Origin of the sequence: uncultured Flavobacterium sp. (assembly GCF_963975005.1) — a bacterium.
GTDB lineage: Bacteria > Bacteroidota > Bacteroidia > Flavobacteriales > Flavobacteriaceae > Flavobacterium.
Window position 1 is genome coordinate 18,747 of record NZ_CAXBFR010000007.1, and the last position, 26,404, is coordinate 45,150.

26 protein-coding genes and 1 pseudogene are annotated in these 26,404 nt (G+C 30.3%); 16 read left to right on the forward strand and 11 right to left on the reverse strand.

Going from position 1 to position 26,404, the window contains the following annotated elements; all coding sequences use genetic code 11:
- Position 1 precedes the first annotated feature (1 nt).
- The 5 genes from AACZ53_RS01725 (at position 2) to AACZ53_RS01745 (ending at position 4,108) form a co-directional block, all read left to right on the forward strand.
- Positions 2 to 1,132, forward strand: coding sequence for an amidohydrolase (locus AACZ53_RS01725; RefSeq protein ID WP_339834049.1), 1,131 nt, complete (start codon positions 2 to 4; stop codon positions 1,130 to 1,132).
- The gene (gene alr, locus AACZ53_RS01730) at positions 1,125 to 2,276 is read left to right on the forward strand and encodes an alanine racemase (protein ID WP_339834051.1); all 1,152 of its coding nucleotides are present in this window, start codon (positions 1,125 to 1,127) and stop codon (positions 2,274 to 2,276) included. Before AACZ53_RS01725 ends, alr begins: the two co-directional genes overlap by 8 nt.
- Entirely contained in the window at positions 2,276 to 3,349 is a 1,074-nt protein-coding gene (locus AACZ53_RS01735) for an alanine/ornithine racemase family PLP-dependent enzyme (RefSeq protein WP_339834054.1), read from the forward strand. The genes alr and AACZ53_RS01735 overlap by 1 nt, the downstream gene beginning before the upstream one ends.
- Before the next feature lie 89 nt (positions 3,350 to 3,438).
- A complete protein-coding gene (locus AACZ53_RS01740; protein WP_339834056.1) occupies positions 3,439 to 3,906 on the forward strand; it encodes a hypothetical protein in 468 nt (155 codons plus the stop codon).
- A 1-nt stretch (position 3,907) separates the two neighbouring features.
- Entirely contained in the window at positions 3,908 to 4,108 is a 201-nt protein-coding gene (locus tag AACZ53_RS01745; protein ID WP_339834059.1) for a helix-turn-helix transcriptional regulator, read from the forward strand.
- A 50-nt stretch (positions 4,109 to 4,158) separates the two neighbouring features.
- Here AACZ53_RS01745 and AACZ53_RS01750 read toward each other — a convergent pair whose 3' ends face one another.
- From AACZ53_RS01750 to AACZ53_RS01765, 4 genes are all read right to left on the reverse strand, one after another.
- Entirely contained in the window at positions 4,159 to 6,216 is a 2,058-nt protein-coding gene (locus AACZ53_RS01750; RefSeq protein ID WP_339834062.1) for a cytochrome c biogenesis protein CcdA, read from the reverse strand.
- Positions 6,216 to 7,523: a tRNA lysidine(34) synthetase TilS gene (tilS, locus tag AACZ53_RS01755; RefSeq protein WP_339834065.1), complete on the reverse strand. Its 1,308-nt coding sequence runs from the start codon at positions 7,521 to 7,523 to the stop codon at positions 6,216 to 6,218. Before tilS ends, AACZ53_RS01750 begins: the two co-directional genes overlap by 1 nt.
- A 74-nt stretch (positions 7,524 to 7,597) precedes the next feature.
- A complete protein-coding gene (locus AACZ53_RS01760) occupies positions 7,598 to 7,990 on the reverse strand; it encodes a hypothetical protein (protein WP_339834068.1) in 393 nt (130 codons plus the stop codon).
- Positions 7,991 to 8,062: 72 nt separating this feature from the next.
- Positions 8,063 to 9,364 (reverse strand): anthranilate synthase component I family protein, encoded by a 1,302-nt coding sequence (locus AACZ53_RS01765; RefSeq protein WP_339834071.1) that lies wholly within the window; start codon positions 9,362 to 9,364, stop codon positions 8,063 to 8,065.
- A gap of 191 nt (positions 9,365 to 9,555) precedes the next feature.
- Between AACZ53_RS01765 and AACZ53_RS01770 the strand changes: the two genes are divergently transcribed.
- Positions 9,556 to 10,464, forward strand: coding sequence for a DUF4349 domain-containing protein (locus tag AACZ53_RS01770; RefSeq protein WP_339834074.1), 909 nt, complete (start codon positions 9,556 to 9,558; stop codon positions 10,462 to 10,464).
- A 179-nt stretch (positions 10,465 to 10,643) separates the two neighbouring features.
- On the opposite strand, the gene lpdA is transcribed toward AACZ53_RS01770, so the two are convergent.
- Complete coding sequence (lpdA, locus tag AACZ53_RS01775; protein ID WP_339834077.1) at positions 10,644 to 12,047, reverse strand: dihydrolipoyl dehydrogenase; 1,404 nt, start codon at positions 12,045 to 12,047, stop codon at positions 10,644 to 10,646.
- A 97-nt stretch (positions 12,048 to 12,144) separates the two neighbouring features.
- On the reverse strand, positions 12,145 to 12,597 hold the full coding sequence (locus AACZ53_RS01780; protein WP_339834080.1) for an Lrp/AsnC family transcriptional regulator: 453 nt from the start codon (positions 12,595 to 12,597) through the stop codon (positions 12,145 to 12,147).
- 171 nt (positions 12,598 to 12,768) lie between these two features.
- On the opposite strand from AACZ53_RS01780, the gene AACZ53_RS01785 reads away from it, so the two are divergent.
- The 6 genes from AACZ53_RS01785 (at position 12,769) to AACZ53_RS01810 (ending at position 19,372) form a co-directional block, all read left to right on the forward strand.
- Positions 12,769 to 13,971 (forward strand): aminotransferase class I/II-fold pyridoxal phosphate-dependent enzyme, encoded by a 1,203-nt coding sequence (locus tag AACZ53_RS01785; RefSeq protein WP_339834083.1) that lies wholly within the window; start codon positions 12,769 to 12,771, stop codon positions 13,969 to 13,971.
- 82 nt (positions 13,972 to 14,053) lie between these two features.
- Positions 14,054 to 15,511, forward strand: a complete 1,458-nt coding sequence (gene nhaC, locus AACZ53_RS01790) for a Na+/H+ antiporter NhaC (protein WP_339834086.1) — start codon at positions 14,054 to 14,056, stop codon at positions 15,509 to 15,511.
- 135 nt (positions 15,512 to 15,646) lie between these two features.
- Positions 15,647 to 17,824: a catalase/peroxidase HPI gene (gene katG / locus AACZ53_RS01795; protein WP_339834089.1), complete on the forward strand. Its 2,178-nt coding sequence runs from the start codon at positions 15,647 to 15,649 to the stop codon at positions 17,822 to 17,824.
- A 240-nt stretch (positions 17,825 to 18,064) separates the two neighbouring features.
- On the forward strand, positions 18,065 to 18,700 hold the full coding sequence (locus AACZ53_RS01800) for a peroxiredoxin (protein WP_339834092.1): 636 nt from the start codon (positions 18,065 to 18,067) through the stop codon (positions 18,698 to 18,700).
- A gap of 103 nt (positions 18,701 to 18,803) precedes the next feature.
- Complete coding sequence (locus AACZ53_RS01805; RefSeq protein ID WP_339834094.1) at positions 18,804 to 19,112, forward strand: thioredoxin family protein; 309 nt, start codon at positions 18,804 to 18,806, stop codon at positions 19,110 to 19,112.
- 2 nt (positions 19,113 to 19,114) lie between these two features.
- Positions 19,115 to 19,372, forward strand: a complete 258-nt coding sequence (locus AACZ53_RS01810) for a hypothetical protein (protein WP_026716035.1) — start codon at positions 19,115 to 19,117, stop codon at positions 19,370 to 19,372.
- Positions 19,373 to 19,399: 27 nt separating this feature from the next.
- Here the strand turns inward: AACZ53_RS01810 and arsB are convergent, their stop codons facing one another.
- The 5 genes from arsB to AACZ53_RS01835 are packed head-to-tail and all read right to left on the reverse strand — an operon-like array spanning position 19,400 to position 22,523.
- Complete coding sequence (arsB, locus tag AACZ53_RS01815) at positions 19,400 to 20,431, reverse strand: ACR3 family arsenite efflux transporter (RefSeq protein WP_339834099.1); 1,032 nt, start codon at positions 20,429 to 20,431, stop codon at positions 19,400 to 19,402.
- Positions 20,432 to 20,435: 4 nt separating this feature from the next.
- A complete protein-coding gene (locus tag AACZ53_RS01820) occupies positions 20,436 to 21,047 on the reverse strand; it encodes a protein-tyrosine-phosphatase (protein ID WP_339834102.1) in 612 nt (203 codons plus the stop codon).
- A 1-nt stretch (position 21,048) separates the two neighbouring features.
- On the reverse strand, positions 21,049 to 21,666 hold the full coding sequence (locus AACZ53_RS01825; RefSeq protein WP_339834105.1) for a class I SAM-dependent methyltransferase: 618 nt from the start codon (positions 21,664 to 21,666) through the stop codon (positions 21,049 to 21,051).
- 1 nt (position 21,667) lies between these two features.
- Entirely contained in the window at positions 21,668 to 22,141 is a 474-nt protein-coding gene (locus tag AACZ53_RS01830) for a DUF6428 family protein (protein ID WP_339834108.1), read from the reverse strand.
- 58 nt (positions 22,142 to 22,199) lie between these two features.
- Positions 22,200 to 22,523 (reverse strand): metalloregulator ArsR/SmtB family transcription factor, encoded by a 324-nt coding sequence (locus AACZ53_RS01835; RefSeq protein WP_339834111.1) that lies wholly within the window; start codon positions 22,521 to 22,523, stop codon positions 22,200 to 22,202.
- A 139-nt stretch (positions 22,524 to 22,662) separates the two neighbouring features.
- Here AACZ53_RS01835 and tpx point away from each other — a divergent pair, with 139 nt between their 5' ends.
- The 4 genes and pseudogenes from tpx to AACZ53_RS01855 form a co-directional block, all read left to right on the forward strand.
- A complete protein-coding gene (tpx, locus tag AACZ53_RS01840) occupies positions 22,663 to 23,160 on the forward strand; it encodes a thiol peroxidase (RefSeq protein ID WP_339834113.1) in 498 nt (165 codons plus the stop codon).
- A gap of 4 nt (positions 23,161 to 23,164) precedes the next feature.
- The gene (locus AACZ53_RS01845) at positions 23,165 to 23,539 is read left to right on the forward strand and encodes a diacylglycerol kinase family protein (protein WP_339834115.1); all 375 of its coding nucleotides are present in this window, start codon (positions 23,165 to 23,167) and stop codon (positions 23,537 to 23,539) included.
- Positions 23,540 to 23,578: 39 nt separating this feature from the next.
- The gene (locus AACZ53_RS01850; protein ID WP_339834118.1) at positions 23,579 to 26,050 is read left to right on the forward strand and encodes a DNA translocase FtsK; all 2,472 of its coding nucleotides are present in this window, start codon (positions 23,579 to 23,581) and stop codon (positions 26,048 to 26,050) included.
- A 1-nt stretch (position 26,051) separates the two neighbouring features.
- A pseudogene (locus AACZ53_RS01855) lies at positions 26,052 to 26,404 on the forward strand (outer membrane lipoprotein carrier protein LolA); the annotation flags it as partial.

The following is a 26,404-nucleotide window of genomic DNA, read 5'->3' on the forward strand; positions in this document are numbered from 1 at the left end:
TTTGGAAGAACTTATTCAATTAAGACAAGAATTACATCAACATCCTGAAGAATCTGGAAATGAAAAAGAAACCGCTAATCGTATACTGCATTTTCTTTCAAAATATCCACCAGATGAAATAATTACTAATCTTGGTGGTAATGGTGTTTTAGCCATTTATAAAGCTCGGGATGAAGGAAAATCAATTCTATTTCGATGTGAATTAGATGCTTTACCTATTCAAGAAACCAATTCGTTTGATTATAAATCGATTTATGAAGGTGTCTCGCACAAATGTGGTCATGACGGTCATATAGCTATTTTGTGTGGATTGGCTAAAAGATTGCATAAAAATCCTTTAAAGAAAGGAACAGTAATGCTTTTATTTCAACCTGCTGAAGAAGATGGAAATGGAGCCAAAAGAGTTTTAAACGATTCAAAATTTGAAGCTATAAAACCTGATTTTGCATTTGCATTACACAATCTTCCTGGTTATAAAAAACACCAAATAATCGCCAAAGAAAACACATTTACTTCTGCCGTTAACAGTATGATTATTCAATTAACTGGAAAAACTTCTCACGCAGGTGAACCCGAAAACGGAATCAATCCAGCTTTGGCTATAGCAGAAATTATTCAGGTTTTCAATTCAAAAATAAATAATGATGTAGCTTCTCAAAAGTATTGTCTTATCACTCCTATTCACATCAACATGGGTGAAAAAGCTTATGGTGTTTCGGCTGGTTATGGGGAAATTCATTTTACGGTTAGAAGCAATAGCAATGTAAAAATGAAAAGTATTGAGTCGAATTTGGCACAAAATGTAAAAGAAATTACGTCAAAATTCAATCTAAAGACAGAAATAAATTGGACGCAGAGTTTTCAAGCCAATGAAAATAATGTTGACGCTGTTAATTATATCAGAAATGCTGCTTCAAATCTAAATTTAGAAATTTTAGAAAAAGAACAACCATTTACTTTTGGGGAAGATTTTGGCATTTTTACCCAACATTTTAAAGGTGCTATGTTAGGATTAGGTTCTGGTGAAAATACTCCTTCATTACACAATCCGGATTATGATTTTCCAGATGAAATAATACAAACCGGAATACAATTATTCCATCAAATTACAAAAGAAATTTTACATGCATAGAAATTCTATCATAGAAATAAATCAGAAAGCTTATCAAAATAATCTCGCATTTTTAAAAAAAATGTTAGGTAAAAAAGTAATCTTTTCTTCAGTCGTTAAAGGAAATGCTTATGGCCATGGAATCAAAGAATTTGTCACAATGGCTCATCAAAGCGGAGTCAATCATTTTTCTGTTTTTGATGTAGAAGAAGCTAAAATTGTATTTGAAACATTAGGAAATGCTGTAACTATTATGATTATGGGGTTTGTGGCAGATGATGATTTGCCTTGGGTAATTGAACATGAAATTGAGTTTTTTGTTTTTGAACGGTATCGATTAGCAACAGCTACAAAAACAGCTAAAAAGCTAAAATTAAAAGCTAAAATTCATGTTGAAATTGAAACAGGAATGAACCGAACTGGTTTTTCTAAAAATGAATTATCTAGGCTTTCAAAATATTTAATAAAAGAATCAAAACATCTTGATTTTGTTGGAGTTTGCACGCATTATGCTGGAGCTGAAAGTATTTCTAATTATTATAGAGTGGAAAGTCAAATTAAACGATTTAATGAAGCTGTAGCGACTTTCAAAGTACATGGAATAGAACCAAAAATAAAACATACAGCTTGTTCAGCAGCTTCCATGATGTTTCCAGAAACGCAAATGGATTTAGTTAGAATAGGTATTTTACAATATGGTTTGTGGCCAAGTCCTGAAGTTTTGGTAACTTACTTAAATTCTAAAAAGAAAAAAGAAGATCCATTGCAACGCGTAATTTCATGGAAAAGCGAAATCATGAATGTAAAACGAGTAAAATCGGGTGAGTTTATCGGCTATGGAACTAGTTATATGGCAAAAAAGAATATGAAAATTGCGACTATTCCTTTAGGATATTCGCATGGTTATAGTCGCTCTTTGAGTAATCAAGGTCGTGTTTTAATTGCTGGTCATCGATGCTCAGTAATTGGAACTATAAATATGAACATGTTATCTATAGATGTGTCTGAAATTGAACATATCAAAAAAGGAGATGAAGTCATTCTAATTGGAAATCAAGGTGATTTATCAATTACAGTTTCATCGTTTGGAGAATTAAATAATTTATTGAATTACGAGTTTTTATCACGGATATCAAAATCAATACCAAGAAAAATAATTGACTAATGGCATTTTTAAAATTATACAAGCAAAAATTAAAAGAAAATTTCACTTTTCTTGATACGATTTTTAAAGAGAGAAATATAGAATGGGGTGTTGTAACCAAATTACTTTGTGGAAATACTATTTACCTCAATGAAGTAATTGATTTAGGTGTAATGGAAATGCACGATTCTAGAATTAGTAATTTGAGGAAAATCAAAAAACTAAATCCGAATATTCAAACGGTTTACATCAAACCACCTTCAAAACTGAATATTGAAAAAATCGTAAAATATGCTGATGTAAGTTTCAATACTGAAATTTATACTATTAAACTTTTATCGGAAGAAGCCAAACGACAAAATAAAACCCATAAAATTATCATTATGATCGAAATGGGTGATTTACGTGAAGGTGTTTTGGGAGAAGAGTTAATGTCTTTTTACGAGCAAATTTTTAGTTTACCTAACATTGAAATTAGAGGAATTGGCACCAATTTAAACTGTTTAAGCGGTGTAATGCCAACTCAAGATAAATTAATTCAATTGAGTTTATATAAGCAATTAATTGAAGCTAAATTTAATGTAAAAATTCCATGGGTTTCTGGTGGAACTTCTGTGGCTATTCCTTTAATGCTTAAAAATGCTAGACCTATGGCTGTAAATCATTTTCGTGTGGGTGAAGCTCTGTTTTTTGCAAAAGATTTGTTCACTGGTGAAACTATTGAAGGAATGCATAATGATGTCTTTAAATTATATGCAGAAATCATTGAGATTACAGAAAAACCTAATAATCCAACAGGTGAATTAGGAGAAAATGTAGCGGGTCACACTTATGAAATAGATGAAAATACCGATTTAAGTGAAACGTCATTACGAGCCATTTTAGATTTTGGTTTATTAGATATGCAACCTCAATATTTATCACCAACAGATGATTCGATTACTATTATTGATTCCAGTTCGGATATGACAGTTATTGATATTAGCAATGCAAAAAACAAATACAAAATGGGTGATTTAGTTTCTTTTGACTTACAATACATGGGTGCATTATATCTTCTAAATTCAGATTACATTGAAAAGAGAGTGGAATAAAAAGTATAGTAAATTTTACAAAAAGTAAAATTTATTTGTCTATATGTAAAATATACTTTACATTTGAAATGAATTTAAAATCATTTCTTATGAAAACACGTTTTCTTTTTCCGAACAGCTTTAAAACTCTAGGTTGGGTTTTATTAGTTCCAAGTTTATTATTAATAATCTCTAGTTCCATTTTTAATGTTTCTACTGATGATTATATAACTGTTAGCGTTTTTGCCATTTATCAAGAAACATTAGGTGAAACTCCTGGTTTTTTTGATGTAATAACCAATAGTATTTCAGATGAATTATTAACTTTTGGGATGATTCTTGGTGGCATTTTTATTGGTTTTTCTAAACTTAAAGAAGAAGATGAAATGATATCGAAAATTAGATATGAAAGCTTAGTTTGGGCAACATACCTTAATTATGGTTTAATACTGTTTTTTGCCTTATTTATTTACGGAATGCCATACTTAAATGTATTATTTTATAACATGTTTACTTTGCTTTTATTCTTCATAATACGTTTTCATTACATGATCTACAAACTAAATAAAACCAATTAAGATGACTAATAATTTAAAAGTATTACGAGCCATCAAAAACATTTCGCAAGAAGAATTGGCCAAACAAATTGAAGTCAGCCGACAAACCATAAACGCAATGGAAAAAGGAAAATATGTTCCTTCTACCCTATTAGCTTTAAAATTAGCAAGATATTTTGAAAAATCAGTTGAAGAAATATTTTCTTTAGAAGAAACAGAATAAAAAAAATCCCAATCAAACTAATGATTGGGATTTTTAATTATAAATATTTATTACTTTTTAAAAGCTGTTAAACCTTTCTCTAACCAAGCCTTATATTCTTCTATATCTGGTGAATATCCAACAGGCTTACTTAAATCTTTTCCATCATCATCTAAGATAATATAATAAGGTTGAGCGTTATTTTGATATCTTGTAATTTGATAGTCACTCCATTTATTTCCTACAGTAACAATTTCTTTTCCTGTTTCAGGAGAAACGTATTGATCTGCTTTTGGTAATTCTGCTTTTGAATCAACATATAATGAAATCAAGACAAACTCTTCTTTCAACATGGGCAAAATTTCTGGTGTTGACCAAACGAAATCTTCCATTTTTCTACAATTTACACAAGCATAACCTGTAAAGTCTAATAAAATTGGCTTTCCAACTTCTTTTGCGTAAGCTAATCCTTGTTCGTAATCATGAAAAGCAACAATTCCGTGTGGTCCTTTGTGTGCGTGTTCTGGTAAAGCTGAAATTTCACCTACATTTCCTTCAAACTTATAACCTACTCCATTTGGACTTTCACTATAAGTCATTGGTGGTGGAAATCCTGAAATTAATTTTAAAGGTGCTCCCCAAAGTCCAGGAATTAAATAAACTGTGAAAAACGACACTAATAAAGCTAAAAACAATCTTCCTACAGAAATATGTGATAGCGGACTATCATGAGGTAATGTTAATTTTCCAAATAAGTATAAAGCCCAAGCTGCAAAAATTACAATCCAAATTGCTAAAAAGACTTCTCTTTCTAACCAATGAGCTTGTAAAACTAAATCGGCATTAGATAAAAATTTGAAAGCTAATGCTAATTCTAAAAATCCTAAAGAAACTTTAACTGTATTTAACCAACCACCCGATTTTGGTAAGGAATTCATCCATCCGGGAAAAGCTGCAAACAAAGCAAAAGGCAAAGCTATAGCTAAAGAAAAACCTAACATTCCAACGATTGGTCCTATTTGACTTCCTCCAGCAGCAGCTTGAACTAATAATGTTCCAACTATTGGTCCAGTACAAGAAAATGAAACAATAGCTAAGGCTAATGCCATAAAAAAGATACCCAAAAGTCCTCCTCTATCTGCTTGTGAATCTACTTTATTTGCCCATTTATTAGGTAACATAATTTCAAAGGCTCCTAAGAAAGAAGCTGCAAAAACTAATAAAAGCACAAAGAATATAATATTAAACCATACATTGGTTGATAAAGCATTTAAGGCATCAGCTCCAAATACTAAACTCACTAAAACTCCTAACAATAAATAGATTATAACAATAGAAAGACCATAAATAATAGCATTTCTAATACCTGCAGCTTTGGTTTTACTTTGTTTGGTAAAAAAGCTTACAGTCATTGGAATCATTGGAAAAACACAAGGTGTTAACAAAGCGGCAAAACCACCTACAAAAGCTAAAAAGAAAATTGTCCAAAGTCCTTTTTTCTCTTCATTTTCTGGTTCATTTGCAGTTGCTGCATCATTTGTTTCAGCTGTTTCTTTTGTTTTAGAAACGTTTGCAGTAGTTAAATCCGTTGAAGCAATATCATTAGAAGCAACTTCTACTGGAACAGCTGCTTCTATTGGTTCCTCTTTTACAACTTCTTCTACTTTTTCAACAACTTTAATAGCTGGCAATTTGAAAGTCAAATTATCTTCTTCCTGAATACATTTTCCTTCAATACATGATTGTCCTTCTAAAAGTACTTTAATCTCTTTTAGATTGGGATTAGTAACTTTTATTAATTGAGTAAATGTTGCTTTTTTAGAAAAATAATATTCATCAACTTCAAAAATATCATTGAATGTTTTTTTGTATTGACTTTCTTTTGTTTTTCCAACTAATTTAAAATCTTTACCACTTCCTTTAAAAGTAAAAACTAAAGGTTGTGCTCCCCCATCTGGTGTGAATTGAGAATACATATGCCAATCGGTATCGATAGCTGCTTCCATTACCAATTCAAATTCTGTGTCTGATTTTTGAACGACTTTTGATTTCCATTTGACTGGATCTAATATTTGTGAATTTCCAATAAAGGAAATTAAAAATACTAAACTTAAAAGAATTTTCTTCATTATTTTGTTTCTAGTTTTATTATGTTTTTTGTTTTGTTATTTGCAATAAATCGTTGATCAGTTCTGTGATTAATTATCCAAATAATTTCGTCATTAGAACAAAGTAACCATTGATTTTGTTTGTCTATCAACGAGAATTTTTCGTCTTTAAAATACTTACTGACTTTCTTTTTTCCATTCATTCCCGAAGGATAAAAAAAATCTCCTTCTTGCCATTTTCGAATGACTAAAGGAAATGATATCTTTTCTTCGTCGACAAATATAGTTGTATTTGTTAAATTAGAAATGTTATCTACCTTACTTATTGCGATTTTTAAGGAAAAATTAACTTCTAAACTATCTTTTTCAATTTTATATATGTCATGCTTATTTTCAAAATTTCTTTCGGAAACAATTAAGTATTCTCTATCTTTTAATAGTACGAAATTTTCTGAAAAAACTTGTTTACCTGATTGAGCTTCAACCAAATCATAAATATCTTCCCAAGCCGAAAATCCTAAAGGTTTTAACCATTGAAAAAGATAAGCTTCATAATTTCCTAGTTGAATTAATTCAGAAATATTAATTTTCTTTTGATGTTCTTCTTCCTGAACCACTTTTCTATAAACAATTAGAGAAGCATCATCAACTAAAGACTGACTTTGTTTTAAATTATGCAAAGTATTTTGAAAGGAATTCATAAAACTTGGATTCAGTTCTTTCAAAATCGGAACTACATCATGTCGCAATTTATTTCGCAAATATTTATTGGATGCATTACTTGAATCTTCTCTCCATTTTATATTATTTTCTTTGGCAAAAGTATCAATTTGTTCTCTTGAAAATTTTAATAAAGGACGAATTGTTTTCTCATTCTTAGCTGGAATTCCAGTCAAACCTTCTAAACCTGTTCCGCGAGTTAAGTTGATTAAAAACGTTTCAATTTCGTCATCCAAATGATGAGCTGTTAAAACAAAATCTAATTTTTTATCCGATAAAAGTTCAGAAAACCAATCATAACGTAATTTTCGAGCTGCTAATTGAATGGAAAGTTTATAATCATAAGCAAATCCATTAGTATCAAATTTCTGAATATAATATGCGATTTTTAATGATTCACAAATTGACTTCACAAATTCTTCATCAGCATCACTTTCAACATCGCGTAAGCTAAAATTACAATGAGCAACAGTAATATCAAATTTTAACTCATGAAATAAATACAATAAAACCATACTGTCAATTCCACCACTAATAGCTAAAAGAAGCTTTTTATCTTTTAGATAAGGAAATTGTTTTTGAAGTTGGTCTTGGAATTGTTTCTGCACTTTCTGTAATTTGAAATGCTAAAATAACACTTCTATAAGAAAAAAACAGAAAAAAGTTTGGCAAACTTTACACTTTACATCATAGAAGCTTTTGCAAAAGCAGCAGCAATCTCTTCGGAAGATTTTGAAACAGAAATTGATGAAATCTCTTTCTTAGTTTTAGCATTTACAAATGTAATTACACCCGTTGCTTTCAACTTTAAATTTTCTAAACCAGCTTTTTTAAGTGTTTCTGAAGCAGTAACCTTTGTTTCTTTGTCAGATAAATCATTAACCAAGATAGCTACTTTTGTGTCATCGATTTTTGAAAGTACTTCTGAAGCTACTCTGTCTTCATTTTTAACACAAGTTGGACACCATTTTGCTTTTGTTACAACAGCAATTACTGTAGGTTCAGTTTGAGCCATTACTTTGTTAGTTAACAATGACATTGTAAAGACTAAAAGGACTAATTTTAACGTTTTCATATTTATTTGTTTTTAAATTATGAAGCCAAATTAGCCTAATTAGATTTTATTTTTCTTAGTAAAAATATAAAACTATGCTTTTTGTAAGGTAGCTAACATAGCTTGAGCCTTTAGAAGACATTCTTCATATTCTTTCTCAGGAATTGATAGAGAAGTTATAGCACTTCCGACAGAAAAAGATAAATATAGATTGCTAGAATTATATAAAATACTTCTAATTACAACATTGAAATCAAAATCTCCATTTGGTGTAAAATATCCTACTGCTCCACTATATAATCCGCGTTTTGTTTCTTCTAATTCTTCAATGATTTGCATGGCTGAAATTTTTGGAGCACCCGTCATACTTCCCATTGGAAAAGTTGATTTTATAATTTGAATAGGAGAAGTTGTGTTTTCTACTTCAGAAACAACCGTTGATATCATTTGATGTACTTGCTTAAAAGTATAAACTTGACATAATTCTTCAACCTCAACACTACCTTTTGTAGCTGTGTGCGATAAATCATTACGAACTAAATCGACAATCATTATATTTTCTGAACGTTCTTTAGCATCTTTAGATAAGTTAACTTTAAGTTCTTCATCTAATTCCATATTAAAACTACGTTTTGCAGTTCCTTTTATAGGTTGTGATATGATTTTTGTATCTACCTTTTTCAAATATCGTTCTGGTGAAGCTGAAATTAAAAAATTATCTTTATTCTTAAAATAAACGGCAAAAGGTGGTTCTGAAATTTCGTTTAAATCATTATAAACTTGTGATGGATTAATTTGTGCATCTTTAGCAAAGAATTCCATGCAAAAATTTGCTTCATAAATATCACCACGATGAATGTAGTCTAACATTTTAGAAACTTTTTCAATATATTTTTCTTTGGAAACTCTTTGTTGAATATTTATTTCTTGCAAATTCTCGAATTCGAAAAGTTCTTGTAAATTAATTTCATTAAAGTCATCTTCTACCTCATCATCACACATATTAAGGTATTGAATTTCTAATTGATTTCCTTTTAAAAAAAATAATTTTTTAGGTTGAAAAAAGTATAAATCAGGAAAATGTAACCCATCAAAATTTTTAGATTTTAAATTTTCAATGTCGTTCTTTAAATCATAAGACATATAACCAAATAACCAATCTTTCATACGGGATTGATATTCATACAAATCTTCAAAAGCATTCGTATAATCCGTTTTTATAGCCATGAAAGCATCAACTGCTAAAACTAAATCATAACTTGAATATTTTGATTTTTGATTATAATCAACATTCGAATCTAAAAAAGTTATTTCTCTAAACTGTTGTGACCAATTTAAAAGTTGTTTTTTAAAAGCATTAGGATTGTCTATTTGTTTAAATATAGAAGTTCTCAAGGATTGTTGTTTTGAATTTCAAAAATACGATAAAATTATTTTGTCTATTCATAACTCTTGAAAATTATTGGCATGATTTTTAATTATACAAATCATCATTAATTTACTAAAATTCATTTTCTATTGATAATAAAACTACTTATTCCTTAAAAAAATTAAATAATTATCAATAAACCTTAAAAGATGAATTTATGAACAAAAAAGTAAACGTTGTATTAGCATTACTAGTAGTTGGTTTTGCTATTTCTTGTAAACAATCACAAGAAAGAACTGAAGCAGCAGCAATGGAATCAAATTATGATGCTGTTGAAAAAAGTGAAGTCGTTTCGTCCTCAGCTGCAAAAGTTGACCCAAAAAGCAATCGAAAATTTGTTAGAACTGCTGACATTAAGTTTAAAGTCAAAAATGTAACAAAATCCACTAATCAAATTGAAGATGCAACCGTTAAATTTGGAGGATTTGTAACTTATACCAACTTGCAAAGCCATATTTTGAATGAAGAAAACACCAAAATCAGTCAAGATAGCAGTTTAGTTACCACAAAATATTATGTAGAAAATGATATTACTATTAGAGTTCCAAACACGCAATTGGATACAGTTATAAAAACAATTGCCAAACAAATTCATTTCTTAAATTATAGAGTTATTAAAGCGGATGACGTTACATTTCAAATGTTATCTAACAAAATGGCTCAAAAAAGAAGTGATTCCTCTGAAAAAAGATTAGCCAATTCAATTGATAACAAAGGAAAAAAGTTAAATCAAATTGTTGAGGCAGAAGACACTTTAGATCAGAAAAAAGAACAAAATGACGCTACTAAATTGCAAAACTTATCTTTAGAAGATCAAATCAACTTTAGTACATTAACGCTTCAAATATATCAGGATGAAGCTCTAAAACAAGAAATGGTTGCCAATGAAAAAAGTCTTGATTCGTATAGACCAAATATTGGTTTACAAATATGGGAAAGCTTAAAAAGTGGATGGTTTATTCTTGAAAATATTTTGGCTTTCCTTGTATCGCTTTGGCCTTTTATCTTTATTGGGTTTATTGGAATATTTGGTTACAAGAAACTTATTAAAAAACAACTTAAATAAAAAACAAAAGTCCCGTTTTCACGGGACTTTCTATATTGCAGGAAATTTCTATATTTTTTTAAACCAATTAAATAAATACTATGAAAACTGCAATAATTTATATTATTAAGGACAATAATTGTACCAGTTAACTTTAAGTTAATTTAAAATAACGTAGAAGTTAATTGTTTATTGCAATTTTAAACGTGTAAAGCTCTATTATCTGTGGCAGCCAATGCAGCTTCTTTAATGGCTTCGGCAAATGTTGGATGGGCGTGACTCATACGTGAAATATCTTCTGCACTTGCTCTAAATTCCATAGCAACAACTGCTTCTGCTATTAAATCAGCACAACGAGCTCCAATCATATGAACTCCTAATACTTCATCTGTTTTAGCATCAGCAAGAATTTTTACAAATCCATCTAAATCTCCACCAGCTCTTGCTCTACCTAAAGCTTTGAAAGGAAAACTTCCCGCTTTATAAGCTACACCTGCTTCTTTTAATTGTTCCTCTGTTTTTCCAACAGCAGCTACTTCTGGCCATGTATAAACTACACCTGGAATTAAGTTATAATCAATATGCGGTTTTTGTCCAGCTAAGATTTCAGCAACCATTGCTCCTTCTTCTTCAGCTTTGTGCGCTAACATTGCTCCGCGAACTACATCACCAATAGCATAAATATTAGAAACATTTGTTTGTAAATGATCGTTTACATCAACCATTCCTCTATCAGTAAGTTTAACTCCTGCTTTATCCGCATTTAATCCAGCAGTGTAAGGTTTTCTTCCTACAGAAACTAAAGCGTAATCACCTTCTAAAGTAATAACTTCACCTTTAGCATTTTCTGCTTTTACAATTACTTCATTTCCTTTTCTATCAACTGCTTGTACTTTATGTGAAACATAGAATTTCATTCCTTGTTTCTTAAGAACTTTTGTTAATTCTTTTGATAAGGAACTATCCATTCCTGGAATAATTCTGTCCATATATTCTACTACAGAAACTTGTGCTCCTAATCTTAAATACACTTGACCTAATTCAATTCCGATAACTCCACCACCAATAATTACTAGGTGTTTAGGAACTTCTGGTAATTTTAAAGCTTCTGTTGAAGTGATTATTCTTTCTTTATCTAAAGTAATAAAAGGTAAGTTTGAAGGTTTTGAACCTGTTGCAATAATGATATTTTTAGCTTCTACTATTTCAGATGAACCATCGTTTTTAGTCACTTTAACGTGAGTTGCATCTTCGAAAGAACCTAATCCTTCAAAAACAGTGATTTTATTTTTGTCCATTAAATATTTTACACCACCAGAAGTTTGATCTACAACAGCTTGTTTTCTATCAATCATTTTTTGAAGATTCACTTTTACTTCTCCAGAAACTTCAATTCCGTGGTCTGCAAAGTGCTTCATTTCATCATAATGATGAGAAGAGGCTAACATAGCTTTTGAAGGAATACATCCAACATTTAAACATGTTCCACCTAAAGTTGAATATTTTTCAATGATTGCTGTTTTTAATCCTAGTTGCGCACAACGAATTGCTGAAACATAACCACCAGGACCAGAACCTATTATTACTACATCAAACTGACTCATATTTGTATTTTTTGTGTGTTATTTTATTTTGTAGTGCAAAATTAAGATTTTTGTAGGGAATATTATAAAAATTATAAAATAATTATAGTTTTAAAATCTAGATACTAAAAATGGTAGTGTTTTTAACTTCTCCAATCATAAAAACACTATGTGTACTTCCAATATGTTGAAGAGTTGTTAATTTTGTCAGCATAAATTCTCTATAAGCTTCCATGTCTTTGACATATATTTTAATGATGTAATCATAATCACCACTTACGTGATAGCACTCTAAAACCTCTTCTAATTTAACGATTTCCTTCTCAAAAGTAGTTACACTATCCACATTATGTTGTACTAACTTAATATGACATATAACCATAAAACCTTTATCGATTTTCTTTTTATCAAGTAAGGCAACATATTTAGAAATTATTCCTTCACGTTCTAATTTTTTAATTCTTTCATAAACAGCTGTTACGGAAAGATTCAGTTTCAAAGATAATTCCTTTGTGGTTTTTTTAGCATCTTGTTGAAGGTAACCTACTAGTTTTTTGTCAATTGCATCCATAATAAATAGTTTGAAGTTTCAAAAATACTAAAAAAAGATGTTTAACAAACTTTATTTAGAATAATTTTCTAAAAATTTATAATTATGATGTATAAAAGTCTAAATATATATCCATGTGTTGATTATTTAATTACAAATCATCAATTTTGAATAACTTTTAAACATATAAACATGAGCAAATTCAATCCAGCTGACAATATTCAAGATTTACAATATTTTGGGGAATTTGGTGGTGTAAACCCATCTATCTCTGATTCTTCAACTTATACTTTTCTTTCTGCAAAAACAATGTTTGATACCTTTGAAGGTAATGCTGAAGGATGTTATTTATATTCTCGTCATTCATCTCCAAGTAATTTATATCTTGACAGAGCTCTAGCAGCTATGGAAGGGACAGAAACTGCAAACGTAGCTGCATCTGGAATGGGAGCAATTACTCCTACTCTTTTACAATTATGTGGTAACGGAGATCATATTGTTTCTAGTAGAACAATTTACGGAGGAACTTATGCTTTCTTAAAGAATTTTGCTCCAAGAATGGGTGTAAAAACTTCTTTTGTTGATATTACTAAGCTAGATCTTGTTGAAGCGGCTATAACTCCAAATACTAAAGTTTTATATTGTGAAACAGTTAGTAATCCTCTTTTGGAAGTTGCTAACTTGGCTGAATTATCTAAAATCGCAAAAAAACACAACTTAACTTTAGTGGTTGACAATACATTTTCACCTTTATCAGTTTCTCCAATTAAATTAGGAGCAGATATTGTTATTCATTCACTTACAAAATACATTAACGGAAGCAGTGATACTGTTGGTGGTGTAGTTTGTGCTTCACAAGAATTCATTAATCAATTGAAAGATGTAAATTCGGGTGCTAGTATGCTTTTAGGACCAACTATGGATAGTATGCGTTCTGCAAGTGTAATGAAAAACTTAAGAACGTTACATTTAAGAATTAAACAACATAGTTTAAACGCAACTTATTTAGCTGAAAAGTTCGAACAAGACGGAATTAAAACAGTTTATCCTGGATTAAAATCTCACCCAAGTCACGAAGTTTATAAGAACATGATTAACCCGGAATATGGTTTTGGAGGAATGATGACTATTGATGTTGGAAGTTTAGATAAAGCTAATGCCTTAATGGAATTAATGCAAGAGAAAAACTTAGGTTATTTAGCAGTAAGTTTAGGGTTTTACAAAACATTATTTAGTGCTCCAGGATCATCTACTTCATCAGAAATTCCACTAGAAGAACAAGCTGAAATGGGATTAACAGATGGTTTAATTCGTTTTTCAATTGGATTAGATAACAACATAGAAAGAACTTATGAAATGATGAAAGCTTGCATGAAGGAATTAAATATTCTATAATATCTTATCACTCTAATAAAGTCCGTTTAAGAAATTCTTAAGCGGATTTTTTTTTATATATTGCGTCTTCAAAAAATAATTCATGGATACACATATTAATAAAAATAAGGAACTAAACATTTGGGAAGCTTTAATTCCTGTTGTTGCTTTAGTAGGAATGTTAGGCTATAATGTTTACGTTTTTGGAGATGATGCCTTAAGTGGAAGCAATCAATTTATTTTATTAATGGGTGCTGCTGTTGCTGCAATTGTTGGTTTCTTTAATAAAGTATCTTTTCAAAAAATGATAGATGAAGTTGCCGAAAACATAAAATCTACAGCTGGTGCAATTCTAATTCTTTTAATGGTTGGTGCTTTGGCAGGAACTTGGTTAGTAAGCGGAATTATACCATCAATGATTTATTATGGATTGCAAGTATTAAGTCCAGGTATATTTTTACCAGCTACATTAATAATATGTTCTGTAATCTCAATTGCAACCGGAAGTTCATGGACAACGTCTGCAACTGTTGGTATTGCATTAATTGGTATTGGTGGAACATTAGGCTTTCCTTTAGGAATGGTTGCTGGTGCTGTAATTTCTGGAGCTTATTTTGGGGATAAACTTTCTCCAATGTCAGACACAACAAACCTTGCACCCGCAATGGCTGGAACAGATTTATTTACACATATTAAATATATGTCATTTACAACTGTACCAACCTATATTATTACTTTTATCATTTTCATTATATTAGGTTTAACAGTAGAAACTACTGGAGTTGCGGATTCATCTGCTTTATTAGCCGATATTCAAAAAGCATTTCATATTACACCTTGGTTATTTTTAGTTCCGGTTATTGTAATTGGATTAATTGTCAAAAAAACGGAACCTTTAATTGCTTTATTTATTGGAACATTATTAGCTGCAGTTTTTGCATTAATTTTTCAACCTGAAATTGTTTTAATGCTTTCGGGAGAAAAAACTATGAATTTTGCAAATGCTTACAAAGGAATTTTAAATGCAATAACAGTTGAATCAGTTATTCCAACAGATAATGAAAATTTAGCTGATCTATTCAAATCTGGTGGAATGCAAAAAATGTTAGGCACAATTTGGTTAATTCTATGTGCCATGGTTTTTGGAGGAATTATGGATGCAATTGGTGCTTTGTCACGTATTAGTCAAACTTTATTAAGTATGGCAAAATCTACATTTGGTCTATTTGCCTCTACAGTTGGAAGTTGTTTAGCCTTAAACATAACAGCCTCAGACCAATATTTAGCTATTGTAGTTCCTGGGAAAATGTTTAAAAAAGGTTATCATGATAAAGGTTTAGCACCTGAAAACCTAAGTCGAACTTTAGAAGATTCTGGAACAGTCACTTCTGTATTAATTCCTTGGAATACTTGTGGTGCTTATCAATCAGGAACATTAGGTGTAGATACTTTTGATTACTTACCTTATGCTATTTTTAATTATTTAAGTCCTGTTATGACATTAATTTTTGCAGCCTTTAATATTAAAATCAGACAATTGGTTTCAACTATCAAAGATTAGCTTAATTATAATCAAAATCTATTGTTTTATAAAAAAAAACCATTACTTTTTTAGTGATGGTTTTTTTTATATTGTAAATTTACATAAGATTCAATTCATTACATAGTAAGTAAATAAACAACCAAACCAAAAAATATGGAACATTCAAACGACATTAGTAAATGCCCTTTTCATCAAAAAGAGGATAACGTAAAACCAAAAACCACAAATGAAAGTTGGTGGCCTGAAGCATTAAATTTAGACATTCTACATCAACATGATTCAAAGACAAACCCACTTGGTGAGAATTTTAATTATGCAGAAGAGTTTAAAAAGTTAGATTTAGAAGCTTTAAAAACTGATTTAAAAAATTTAATGACCGATAGTCAAGATTGGTGGCCAGCAGATTGGGGTCATTATGGTGGATTAATGATTCGATTGGCGTGGCACTCTGCTGGAACATATAGAGTCTCAGATGGTCGTGGAGGAAGTAATACAGGAAATCAAAGATTTGCTCCTTTAAATAGTTGGCCAGATAATGGAAACTTAGATAAAGGTAGAAGATTGTTATGGCCTATTAAGAAAAAATACGGTAATAAAATTTCTTGGGCTGATTTAATGATTCTTGCCGGAAATATGGCCTATGAATCTATGGGTTTTAAAACATTTGGTTTTGCAGGTGGACGAGAAGATATTTGGCATCCAGAATTAGATATTTATTGGGGTGCTGAAAAAGAATGGTTAGCTGAGACTAAAAACAGATATGAAAGTGATGCAAATAGAGAATCTTTAGACAATCCTTTAGCTGCAGTACAAATGGGTCTAATCTATGTCAATCCAGAAGGTGTTGATGGAAAACCAAATCCGTTAAAAACAGCTATTGATGTTAGAACAACATTCAAACGAATGGCCATGAATGATGAAGAAACTGTTGCATTAACTGCTGGTGGACACACTGTTGGTAAAGCCCATGGAAATGGTGATGCTTCAAAATTAGGAAGAGAACCAGAAGCGGGAGAAATAGAAGAACAAGGGTTTGGATGGAAGAATCCAACTAAAACTGGTGTTGGAGCAGATGCAGTAACAAGTGGCTTAGAAGGTGCATGGACAACAAATCCAACACAATGGGATAATGGGTACTTCTATCTTTTATTTACTTATGAATGGGAATTAAAGAAAAGTCCGGCTGGAGCTTGGCAATGGGAACCAATAAACATTAAGGAAGAAGACAAACCTTTAGATGCATTTGATTCTACCAAAAGAAATAATCCAATCATGACTGATGCTGATATGGCCATGAAAATGGATCCTATTTATAAAGAAATATCAGAACGTTTTTATAAAGATCCTGCCTATTTTGAAGATGTATTTGCTAGAGCTTGGTTCAAGTTAACGCATCGTGATTTAGGACCAAAAGATCGTTATTTAGGTGCTGATAGCCCAAAAGAAGAATTAATCTGGCAAGATCCAATTCCAACAGTAGGCTATTCTTTATCAGATATTGAAATTGAAGAATTAAAAGTAAAATTATTAAATAGTGGTTTAACCAGTGCTGAATTAATAAATACAGCTTGGGATAGCGCAAGAACTTTTAGAGGTTCAGATTTTAGAGGTGGTGCAAATGGTGCCAGAATAAGATTAGCTCCACAAAAAGATTGGATTGGAAATGAACCAGAACGCTTACAAAAAGTAATAGATAAACTTACCGAAATTCAATCTGGATTGGCTACAAAAGTTAGTTTGGCTGATTTAATCGTCTTAGGAGGAACGGCAGCTGTAGAAAAAGCAGCTCATAATGCAGGTGTAAATATCAAAGCTCCTTTTTTACAAGGGCGTGGTGATGCTACATCTGAAATGACAGATGCTGAAGCATTTGCCGAATTAGAGCCTACAAATGATGCTTTTAGAAATTTTATGAAAAAAGAATATGCTGTTAAACCGGAAGAGTTAATGCTTGACAAAGCACAATTATTAGGACTTACTGCTCCAGAGATGACTGTGTTATTAGGCGGTATGAGAGTTTTAGGCACAAATTATGGTGACACAAAACACGGTGTTTTTACTGATAAAGTTGGAAGTTTAACTAACGATTTCTTTGTGAATCTAACTGATATGAATAATAGATGGATTCCATTGGGGCAAAATCTATATAATATAAATGATAGAAAAACAGGACAGACCAAATGGACTGCTACACGTGTAGATTTAGTTTTTGGTTCAAATTCTATTTTGAGAGCTTATGCAGAACTTTATGCACAAGATGATGCTAAAGAAAAATTTGCTAAAGATTTCGTAAAAGCATGGACAAAAATTATGACTGCTGATAGATTTTAAATTCATACATCATATTTAAAATAAAAACCACCTTAAAAAAAGGTGGTTTTTTTATTAAATTCATATTTTAATATGATATAAAATAAGATATACATATAAATAAGGTTAATTTTTTGTAAGAAATGTATGTATAATTAATATCTATATATCAATAAGAAGAAAACATAAAAACACCTTTTAAAATTTAGTTGATTTTGTAATTTTGTACTAGAAATTTAATCAATTTAAAAAATAAACACAATGGCATTAGTAGGAAAAAAATTCCCAAACATTACAGTTGACGCAATCTCTTCAATGGGAGATAATTTAAGAATAAACGTTTTAGAAGAAGCAGTAAATAACAAAAAGAAAGTAGTTTTGTTCTGGTATCCAAAAGATTTTACTTTTGTTTGTCCAACAGAATTACACGCTTTTCAAGCGGCTTTAGGTGAATTTGAAAAAAGAAACACTATGGTAATTGGAGCTTCTTGTGATACAAATGAAGTTCACTTTGCTTGGTTAAACACAGCAAAAGACAATGGTGGAATTGAAGGTGTAACTTACCCAATTTTAGCTGATACGACTCGTAATTTATCTGCAAATTTAGAAATTCTTGATGCAGAATGGGTTTACGACGAAGAATTAAACGAAGAAATTTTAGAAGGTTCAAATGTAACATTTAGAGCAACTTATTTAATTGATGAAGAAGGAAAAATATTCCACGAAAGTATAAACGATATGCCATTAGGTAGAAATGTAAACGAATATTTACGTTTAGTTGATGCTTACACACACGTTCAAGAAAAAGGGGAAGTTTGTCCAGCAAACTGGGAAGAAGGAAAAGAAGCGATGAATGCTGATAGATTGAGTACTGCTGCTTATTTAAGTCAAAATTAAAAGTATAAATACCCATATTTGAAGTTCCAAATTCCAATTGTCACATTGATCTTATCAAAGTGATTGGAATTTGGTTTTTTTAATTGAAATTTAAAAAAAAATTATGTTTACAGAAATAGAACAAGATAATTTAGCAGAAGTTGTAGCTTCAAACGATACGGTAGTAGTACAATATTCAGCGACTTGGTGTGGAAATTGTCGTATTATGAAACCAAAATTTAAAATGTTGGCTTCTCAAAACGAAAGTATTCCGTTTTTAATGATTGATGCAGAAAAATTTCCTGAATCGAGAAAATTAGCAACAGTGGATAATTTACCGACTTTTGCAACTTTCAAAAACGGAAAATTAGTTAACCAAACTCAAACAAACAAGTTAGAAGTTTTAACGGAATTAGTAAATGAAGTAATCTAATTATGAAACTACCTGTTATCAAACATTTAACTCAATTTATTGAGGATAATGATCAAGATTATTTAGTAGAAACCATTGAGGTCTTAGAAGCTTTAACTGAAGTTCCATCTTTAAAAGATGAAGAATTGGATGTTATTGGTGAGTTAATCTCAAACATGTACGGAGCTCTTGAAGTCCACAAAATGGTCAAAGAAGGAAAAGACAAAAAAACAGCGCTAAATGATTTTATGAAGCGTGTTTTAGGATCTATTGATAAATAAATTTATGCTCTCAATTTGGGAGCATTTTTATTTATAAAACTTTTTCTTTAACCAAAAAGCCACGTTTACTAAAATTATTAAAGCTGGTACTTCCACTAAAGGACCAACAACTCCAGCAAAAGCTTGTCCACTATTGATTCCGAAAACTCCAATAGAAACAGCAATAGCTAACTCAAAATTATTTCCAGAAGCTGTAAATGATAAAGCTACAGCATCACGATAATTTGCTCCAATTTTCTTAGCCACAAAAAACATTAAGAAAAACATAATGGTAAAGAAAATTACTAAAGGAATGGCTATTCTAATCACATCAAAAGGTAAATCTACTATCATCTCTCCTTTTAAACTAAACATTATGACAATTGTAAACAATAAAGCAATCAATGTAATTGGTGAAACAAATGGAATAAATTTCTGATTAAACCATTTATCACCAACATATTTCTTTATAAAATAGCGACTTGCAACAGCTAACGCAAACGGAATTCCTAAATAAATCCCAACCGTTTTTGCTATTTCAGCTACCGTAATGTCTAATTCTAAACCTTTTATTCCGAATAAAGGCAACATTACTTCCAAATAAAAATAAGCATATAAACTAAAGAAAAACACCTGTAAAAGACTATTGATTCCTATTAAACCTGCTGTTAATTCACGGTTTCCTTCAGCCAATTCATTCCAAACAATTACCATTGCAATACATGGAGCAATTCCAATGATAATTAAACCTGTCATATATTCTGGATAATCTTTCAAGAAAAAAGTTGCTAATAAAAACATTAAAAAAGGTCCAACTATCCAAGTAATTATAAATGAAATTCCAAGTAATTTCGGTTTTTCAAACATCAATGGAACTTTTGAAAAATCAATTTTTGTTAAAGGTGGATACATCATTAAAATTAATCCAATTGCTAAAGGAATATTTGTTGTTCCAGAAGAAAAGGAGTTAATAAAATCTGCTGAATTTGGAATAAAATAACCAATTCCAACACCAATTAACATCGCTAAAAAAATCCAAAGTGTTAAATATTTGTCTAAAAATCCTAATCTCTTTTTCATACTCTTATTCAGTTATTTGAGAAAAAACATAATGCATTTCCGAAGCAATTTCTAAACTTCTTTCAGCATATTTTTCATTCATTAAATCGGTTCCATCAAAAGCTTTTGGATCTTCATATTGAATGGGAATTCTTTTTTCAGCTCCAGCAATAAATGGACAACCTTGATCAGCATTAGAACAAGTCATGATAGCTGTAAACTTTGAAGTTGGATTAAATGCATCATCATATTTTTTTGAAAAACAGATGATAGGGTGAGCGTTTTCGTCATATTTTGCAGCATAAACTGGATTTTCAGATTCACTCAACTTTTGAATTTGAAACCCTTGATTTTCCAATGTTTCAGCCACTTTTGGAAACATAGCTGTTGCTTCTGTTCCACCAGAATAACAAAAAACATTTTGAATATTAAATTGAAAAGCCATGGTTTGTGCCCAAATTTGTGATAAATGACTTCTTCTGGAATTATGTGTACAAATAAAATTCAAACGAATTTCTTCCTTAGCATTTACTTTTTGCTGAACATATTCAACTAATGAATTCAAAATATCTTTTCTTTCTTCTGAAATTGTGAAATTTGAGACTTCATTTATTCTTGTTTCTATTTTTGAATACATATTATAATTTTTTAAAGGAACAAAAAATAAAATTCTGTGTTGAATCAAATGGTGTTTCATGATCTTCAGTAAAACAATTTTCCATTTCAAAAGTATCATCAAAAAGATCTAGTATTTTTTCAACAGAGTATTGAGAAATATCCAATCCACTGCATTTTAAAGGACCTTCTTCTGAAAATGTACCTAGAACAAAATTTCCTTTTAAAGCTAAAGCATCAGAAACAATGGCTTTATATTTTAAAATATCGGATTCATCCGTTAAGAAATGAAACGATGCTCTATCATGCCAAGCATCAAATTTTTCAGTTGGTTTGAAATCTAAAACATCAGAAACTATAAAAGTAACTTTATCTGCATTAGCTCCTAACCTCTTTTTACTTCTTAGAATGGCATTTTCTGAAATATCTAACAAATATAAATTTGTAAAACCAAGCTCAATTAAACTGTCAATTAAATAACTATCGCCACCACCAATATCTATGATTTTTGCGTCTTTTGGTAATTTTAAAGCCTGAATTAATTGGATTGAAGTTTCTGGCTTTTTTTGAAACCAACTTACTTCATTTTCAGCCTTCGTAGTAAAGACTTTTTCCCAGTGTTCTTTTTTGATATTTTCCATATTAACAACAACCTGAACCTGGAGTGCAAGAATTACCTTGTGCACTTAGTTCGTTTAATTTTAGTTTTTGTTTTTCCACTGGAATTCCACATTTGTCTTTTGCTAAACAATCGGTTAATTTGGAAATTAATAGAAAGTTTCTTCCATCAAAATCCAAATCAAATTTACCAATAGTATCTTTCATTTGGTATTCCACTTCAATTTCTAAATCTGGAATTTGTAATTTTTGTTCCGATAGTTCAATAATATGAACCAATTTTTCTGGATGTAATCTGTGGTCATAATCATTTGCTTCCCACAATTGAAAGTTTACAACTTCTTCGTTTCTGACTGTTCCACCACAATCGATAAAGTTTTTAGTCACCTTACCTACTTCTGTAACATGAAAATGAGTAGGCACTAAATCTCCATTCGGTAATTGAAAAGCAATAGTTGTCAGCTTTTTCAATTCTTTTTTAATTTCTGATAATTTCATTTTATGTTTAATTTATTTCAGCATCTCGTCAATGCTGAAGATTAATATTATTTAAGATTTAACAACATTTATTTTTTAATTCTTTGGAAATTCCTCCAAAATAGTTTTCCATTTTCTCCATCTTATCAGGGTTTAAGCAATAACAAATTGCTGTTCCTTCAATAGTTCCTTTAATAATTCCTACATTTTTTAATTCTTTTAAATGTTGTGAAACTGTTGGTTGTGCCAAAGGCAATTCATTAACAATATCTCCACAAATGCATGTTTCTACCGTCAATAAATATTGAATAATAGCAATTCGCGCAGGATGAGAAATAGCTTTAAACAAATTAGCCAATTCATTTTGCTCGTCTGAAAAAAAGTCTGATTTAGAAGCTCCCATATTTTTTATTATTATAATATTGCAATATTACGATATAATAATTTAATAGAACAAATATATCGTGAATTTTATTAAATAAATATGCCTTTCCCTATTCCAAATTAATTTCTTACTTTTGTTGTTTAAAACTTATATCAAAATGGCATCAATTACATTAGGAGGAAATCCAATATTAACATCAGGTGAATTACCAGTAAAAGGGATGAAAGCTCCAAATTTCAAATTAGTAAAAGACGATTTATCAACAGCTTCTTTAGAAGATTTCAGAGGTACTAAAGTTGTATTAAATATATTTCCAAGTATTGATACTGGAACATGTGCCGCTTCTGTTAGAGCTTTTAACGAAGAAGCCAGTAAATTAAAAAACACAAAAGTCTTATGCATTTCTAGAGATTTACCTTTTGCACAAAAACGTTTTTGTGGAGCTGAAGGTTTAGAAAATGTAGTTAATTTATCAGATTTTAAAGAAGGAAGTTTTGGTAAAGATTACGGTTTAGAGATTGTAGATGGTCCTTTAGCTGGATTACATTCTAGAGTTGTAATAGTTTTAGACGAAAATGGAACAGTTACTCATGCACAACAAGTAGCAGAAATTGCTGATGAACCAAATTATGAATCTGCTTTAGCTTCATTATAATTGTATGAAATTCGAAAAAGACGAAACGCTTTTTACAGGAAGGATTAAAAGCATGGGATTTGCTTTTAAAGGTGCCGTAAAGCTTATCACAACAGAACATAGCGTAATGGTTCAGAGCTGTTTAGCAGTTTTGATGATAATTGCAGGTTTTTATTTTAATATTTCCCATGAAGAATGGTTAATTCAAACTTTAGCCATTGGATTAGTTTTAGGTATTGAAGGTTTAAATACTGCTGTTGAAAAAATAGCTGATTTTATTCATCCTGATTATCATGAAAGAATTGGTTTTATTAAAGACATTGCTGCTGGTGCAGTATTTTTTGCTGCCATGACAGCAATTGCTATTGGTTGCATCATTTATATTCCCCATTTATCCTAATTAATTTTTGAAATAAACCTTAATTAAAGGTAATTTTATATGGCAAAAAAACAAACATCAACTTCTAAAAAAGAAACAAATGCTCCTAAAAACTATAGGCAACATAAGTTTATAATAGGTTGTATTTTAGTTTTAATTGCTGTTGCAATATTAATTTCGTTTATCTCCTATTATGTTACTGGTAATTACGACCAAAGTCAAATAGGCTCAATAATAGACCGGACAGAAAAAGCAGAAAATTGGTTAGGAAAAATTGGTGCTTATCTTGCTGATTTTTTTATTTATAGAGGTTTTGGAGTTGCTTCAATTATTTTTGTAAAATCTATTTTAATGATTGGAATCTATTTTATTTTAGATATCAGCATTTTTAAATTAAGAAAATCTTTGTTTTGGGATTTCTATTTAATTATTACTTTATCATTGATTTTTGGTTTTTTCTGGAATCAATTTCCAAACCTTTCCGGTGTAATTGGTTATGAAATAAATCAATTTATACAAGATTATATTGGTAAAATTGGAACTATCCTTTTACTAATTTTAATAACCATATTATTTTTAGTTTTCAAGATGAAAATGTCTCCTGATAAAATTAAAGATAAAGTTGAAAAAATAAAAAATAAAATTCCAACTCCCATTTTTGAGAAAGAAGAACCGATTGAAGCTAATGAAATAGATAATGCAATTCTTAACAAAGAAGGAAATGCGTCTAAAGATTTTGAATTAACCGAAGATGATGAAGCCATTTCTAAAATTGAATTAAAACCAGCATCTGTATTTGAAATTGACAAAGAAAGTTTAAAGCCAACTATTGGACACTCATCTGAATTATCGCTTGAACCTAAGATAAAAGAAGAACCCAAAATAGAACAAACCTTCTCAATTGAAGACAAAGCAAAAAGAATAATTGAAACAAAAGACGAAAATTTTGTGATAGAAACCACAGAAGAAGAGGAAATAGTTGAAGGTGATTTAGCCGCAAAAATCGTTGAAAATTTTGGAGAATTTGATCCAACCTTAGAGCTATCAAACTACAAAATGCCAAGTGTTGATTTACTTAAAGAGTACACCTCTGTTGGTATTACAATTAACCAAGAAGAATTAGAACAAAACAAAAATAAAATTCTTGAAACCTTAAAGAATTATGGTATCGGAATTTCTCAAATTAAAGCAACCGTTGGACCAACCGTAACCTTATACGAAATTGTTCCAGAAGCAGGTGTGCGTATTTCAAAAATTAAAAACTTAGAAGACGATATTGCGCTCTCATTAGCAGCTCTTGGAATTCGTATCATTGCTCCTATTCCAGGAAAAGGTACTATTGGTATTGAAGTACCAAATGCAAATCCGACAATGGTTTCTATGAAAAGTGTGATTTCTTCCGCTAAGTTTCAACAATCTGAAATGGAATTACCTATTGCACTTGGTAAAACAATTTCAAATGAAACTTTTGTTTTTGATTTAGCAAAAATGCCTCACTTATTAATGGCTGGAGCAACTGGACAAGGTAAATCTGTTGGTTTAAATGCTGTTTTGACTTCTCTTTTATACAAAAAACATCCTGCAGAAGTTAAATTTGTCTTAGTAGATCCAAAGAAAGTAGAACTAACCCTTTTTAATAAAATTGAAAGACATTACTTGGCCAAACTTCCAGATACTGAAGATGCTATTATTACTGATAATGCTAAGGTTATCAATACTTTAAATTCATTATGTGTTGAAATGGATAACCGTTACAACTTACTAAAAGATGCAATGGTTAGGAACATTAAGGAATATAATGATAAGTTTAAACAAAGAAAATTAAATCCAGAACAAGGACATAGATTCTTACCGTATATAGTCCTTGTTGTTGATGAGTTTGCCGATTTGATCATGACAGCTGGAAAAGAAGTAGAAACTCCTATTGCTCGTTTAGCTCAATTAGCTCGTGCCATTGGAATCCATTTAATTATTGCTACACAAAGACCTTCTGTAAACGTAATTACAGGTATGATTAAAGCCAATTTCCCAGCGAGAATTGCATTTAGAGTAACTTCAAAAATCGATTCAAGAACTATTTTAGATTCGGGTGGTGCTGATCAATTAATTGGTCGTGGAGATTTACTCTTCACACAAGGAAACGAAATTGTACGTGTCCAATGTGCTTTTGTTGACACACCAGAAGTTGAAAAAATTACAGATTATATTGGTTCACAAAAAGCATATCCAGAAGCTTATCAATTACCTGAATATGTTGGAGAGGAAAGTGGCACAAAACTTGATATGAATATATCCGAAAGAGATTCTCTTTTTAGAGATGCAGCCGAAGTTATTGTAACAGCTCAACAAGGAAGTGCTTCTTTAATACAAAGAAAACTAAAATTAGGCTATAACAGAGCGGGTAGAATAATAGACCAATTAGAGGCCGCTGGCATAGTTGGTCAGTTTGAAGGAAGTAAAGCAAGATCCGTATTAATTCCAGATTTAGTAGCCTTAGAACATTTTTTAAATAATGAACAAAACAATTCTTAAAATGAAAACTTTATTAAAAGTCGTAATATTATTTTTATTTACTTTAAACATTCAGGCACAAGATGCTAAAAAAGCAAAACAATTATTAGATGATGTGGCAACAAAAGCAAAAGGCTACACTAATATTGTTATTGACTTTAAATATTCCCTAAGTAACGCTAAAGAAAATATAAACCAAGAAAGCAATGGAAATGTTGCTATTAATGGAAATAAATATATTTTAAATTTTATGGGCATTACAAAGATTTATGATGGTAAAAAAACCTACACTATTGTTCCAGAAGATGAAGAAATAACAATTTCAAACGGAAAAGATGATGACAAAGCAATTACACCAGACAAAATGCTTACTTT

Excerpts from the sequence above, each read along its gene's own strand:
- AACZ53_RS01785 (WP_339834083.1), top strand. The coding sequence starts at position 12,769 with ATGAGCAAATTCAATCCAGCTGACAATATTCAAGATTTACAATATTTT.
- AACZ53_RS01810 (WP_026716035.1), top strand. The coding sequence starts at position 19,115 with ATGAAACTACCTGTTATCAAACATTTAACTCAATTTATTGAGGATAAT.
- AACZ53_RS01740 (WP_339834056.1), top strand. The coding sequence starts at position 3,439 with ATGAAAACACGTTTTCTTTTTCCGAACAGCTTTAAAACTCTAGGTTGG.
- tpx (WP_339834113.1), top strand. The coding sequence starts at position 22,663 with ATGGCATCAATTACATTAGGAGGAAATCCAATATTAACATCAGGTGAA.
- AACZ53_RS01845 (WP_339834115.1), top strand. The coding sequence starts at position 23,165 with ATGAAATTCGAAAAAGACGAAACGCTTTTTACAGGAAGGATTAAAAGC.
- katG (WP_339834089.1), top strand. The coding sequence starts at position 15,647 with ATGGAACATTCAAACGACATTAGTAAATGCCCTTTTCATCAAAAAGAG.
- AACZ53_RS01835 (WP_339834111.1), bottom strand. The coding sequence starts at position 22,523 with ATGGGAGCTTCTAAATCAGACTTTTTTTCAGACGAGCAAAATGAATTG.
- AACZ53_RS01820 (WP_339834102.1), bottom strand. The coding sequence starts at position 21,047 with ATGTATTCAAAAATAGAAACAAGAATAAATGAAGTCTCAAATTTCACA.
- AACZ53_RS01805 (WP_339834094.1), top strand. The coding sequence starts at position 18,804 with ATGTTTACAGAAATAGAACAAGATAATTTAGCAGAAGTTGTAGCTTCA.
- arsB (WP_339834099.1), bottom strand. The coding sequence starts at position 20,431 with ATGAAAAAGAGATTAGGATTTTTAGACAAATATTTAACACTTTGGATT.
- AACZ53_RS01780 (WP_339834080.1), bottom strand. The coding sequence starts at position 12,597 with ATGGATGCAATTGACAAAAAACTAGTAGGTTACCTTCAACAAGATGCT.
- nhaC (WP_339834086.1), top strand. The coding sequence starts at position 14,054 with ATGGATACACATATTAATAAAAATAAGGAACTAAACATTTGGGAAGCT.
- AACZ53_RS01830 (WP_339834108.1), bottom strand. The coding sequence starts at position 22,141 with ATGAAATTATCAGAAATTAAAAAAGAATTGAAAAAGCTGACAACTATT.
- AACZ53_RS01750 (WP_339834062.1), bottom strand. The coding sequence starts at position 6,216 with ATGAAGAAAATTCTTTTAAGTTTAGTATTTTTAATTTCCTTTATTGGA.
- AACZ53_RS01735 (WP_339834054.1), top strand. The coding sequence starts at position 2,276 with ATGGCATTTTTAAAATTATACAAGCAAAAATTAAAAGAAAATTTCACT.
- alr (WP_339834051.1), top strand. The coding sequence starts at position 1,125 with ATGCATAGAAATTCTATCATAGAAATAAATCAGAAAGCTTATCAAAAT.
- AACZ53_RS01850 (WP_339834118.1), top strand. The coding sequence starts at position 23,579 with ATGGCAAAAAAACAAACATCAACTTCTAAAAAAGAAACAAATGCTCCT.
- AACZ53_RS01770 (WP_339834074.1), top strand. The coding sequence starts at position 9,556 with ATGAACAAAAAAGTAAACGTTGTATTAGCATTACTAGTAGTTGGTTTT.
- lpdA (WP_339834077.1), bottom strand. The coding sequence starts at position 12,047 with ATGAGTCAGTTTGATGTAGTAATAATAGGTTCTGGTCCTGGTGGTTAT.
- AACZ53_RS01800 (WP_339834092.1), top strand. The coding sequence starts at position 18,065 with ATGGCATTAGTAGGAAAAAAATTCCCAAACATTACAGTTGACGCAATC.
- AACZ53_RS01760 (WP_339834068.1), bottom strand. The coding sequence starts at position 7,990 with ATGAAAACGTTAAAATTAGTCCTTTTAGTCTTTACAATGTCATTGTTA.
- AACZ53_RS01825 (WP_339834105.1), bottom strand. The coding sequence starts at position 21,666 with ATGGAAAATATCAAAAAAGAACACTGGGAAAAAGTCTTTACTACGAAG.
- AACZ53_RS01745 (WP_339834059.1), top strand. The coding sequence starts at position 3,908 with ATGACTAATAATTTAAAAGTATTACGAGCCATCAAAAACATTTCGCAA.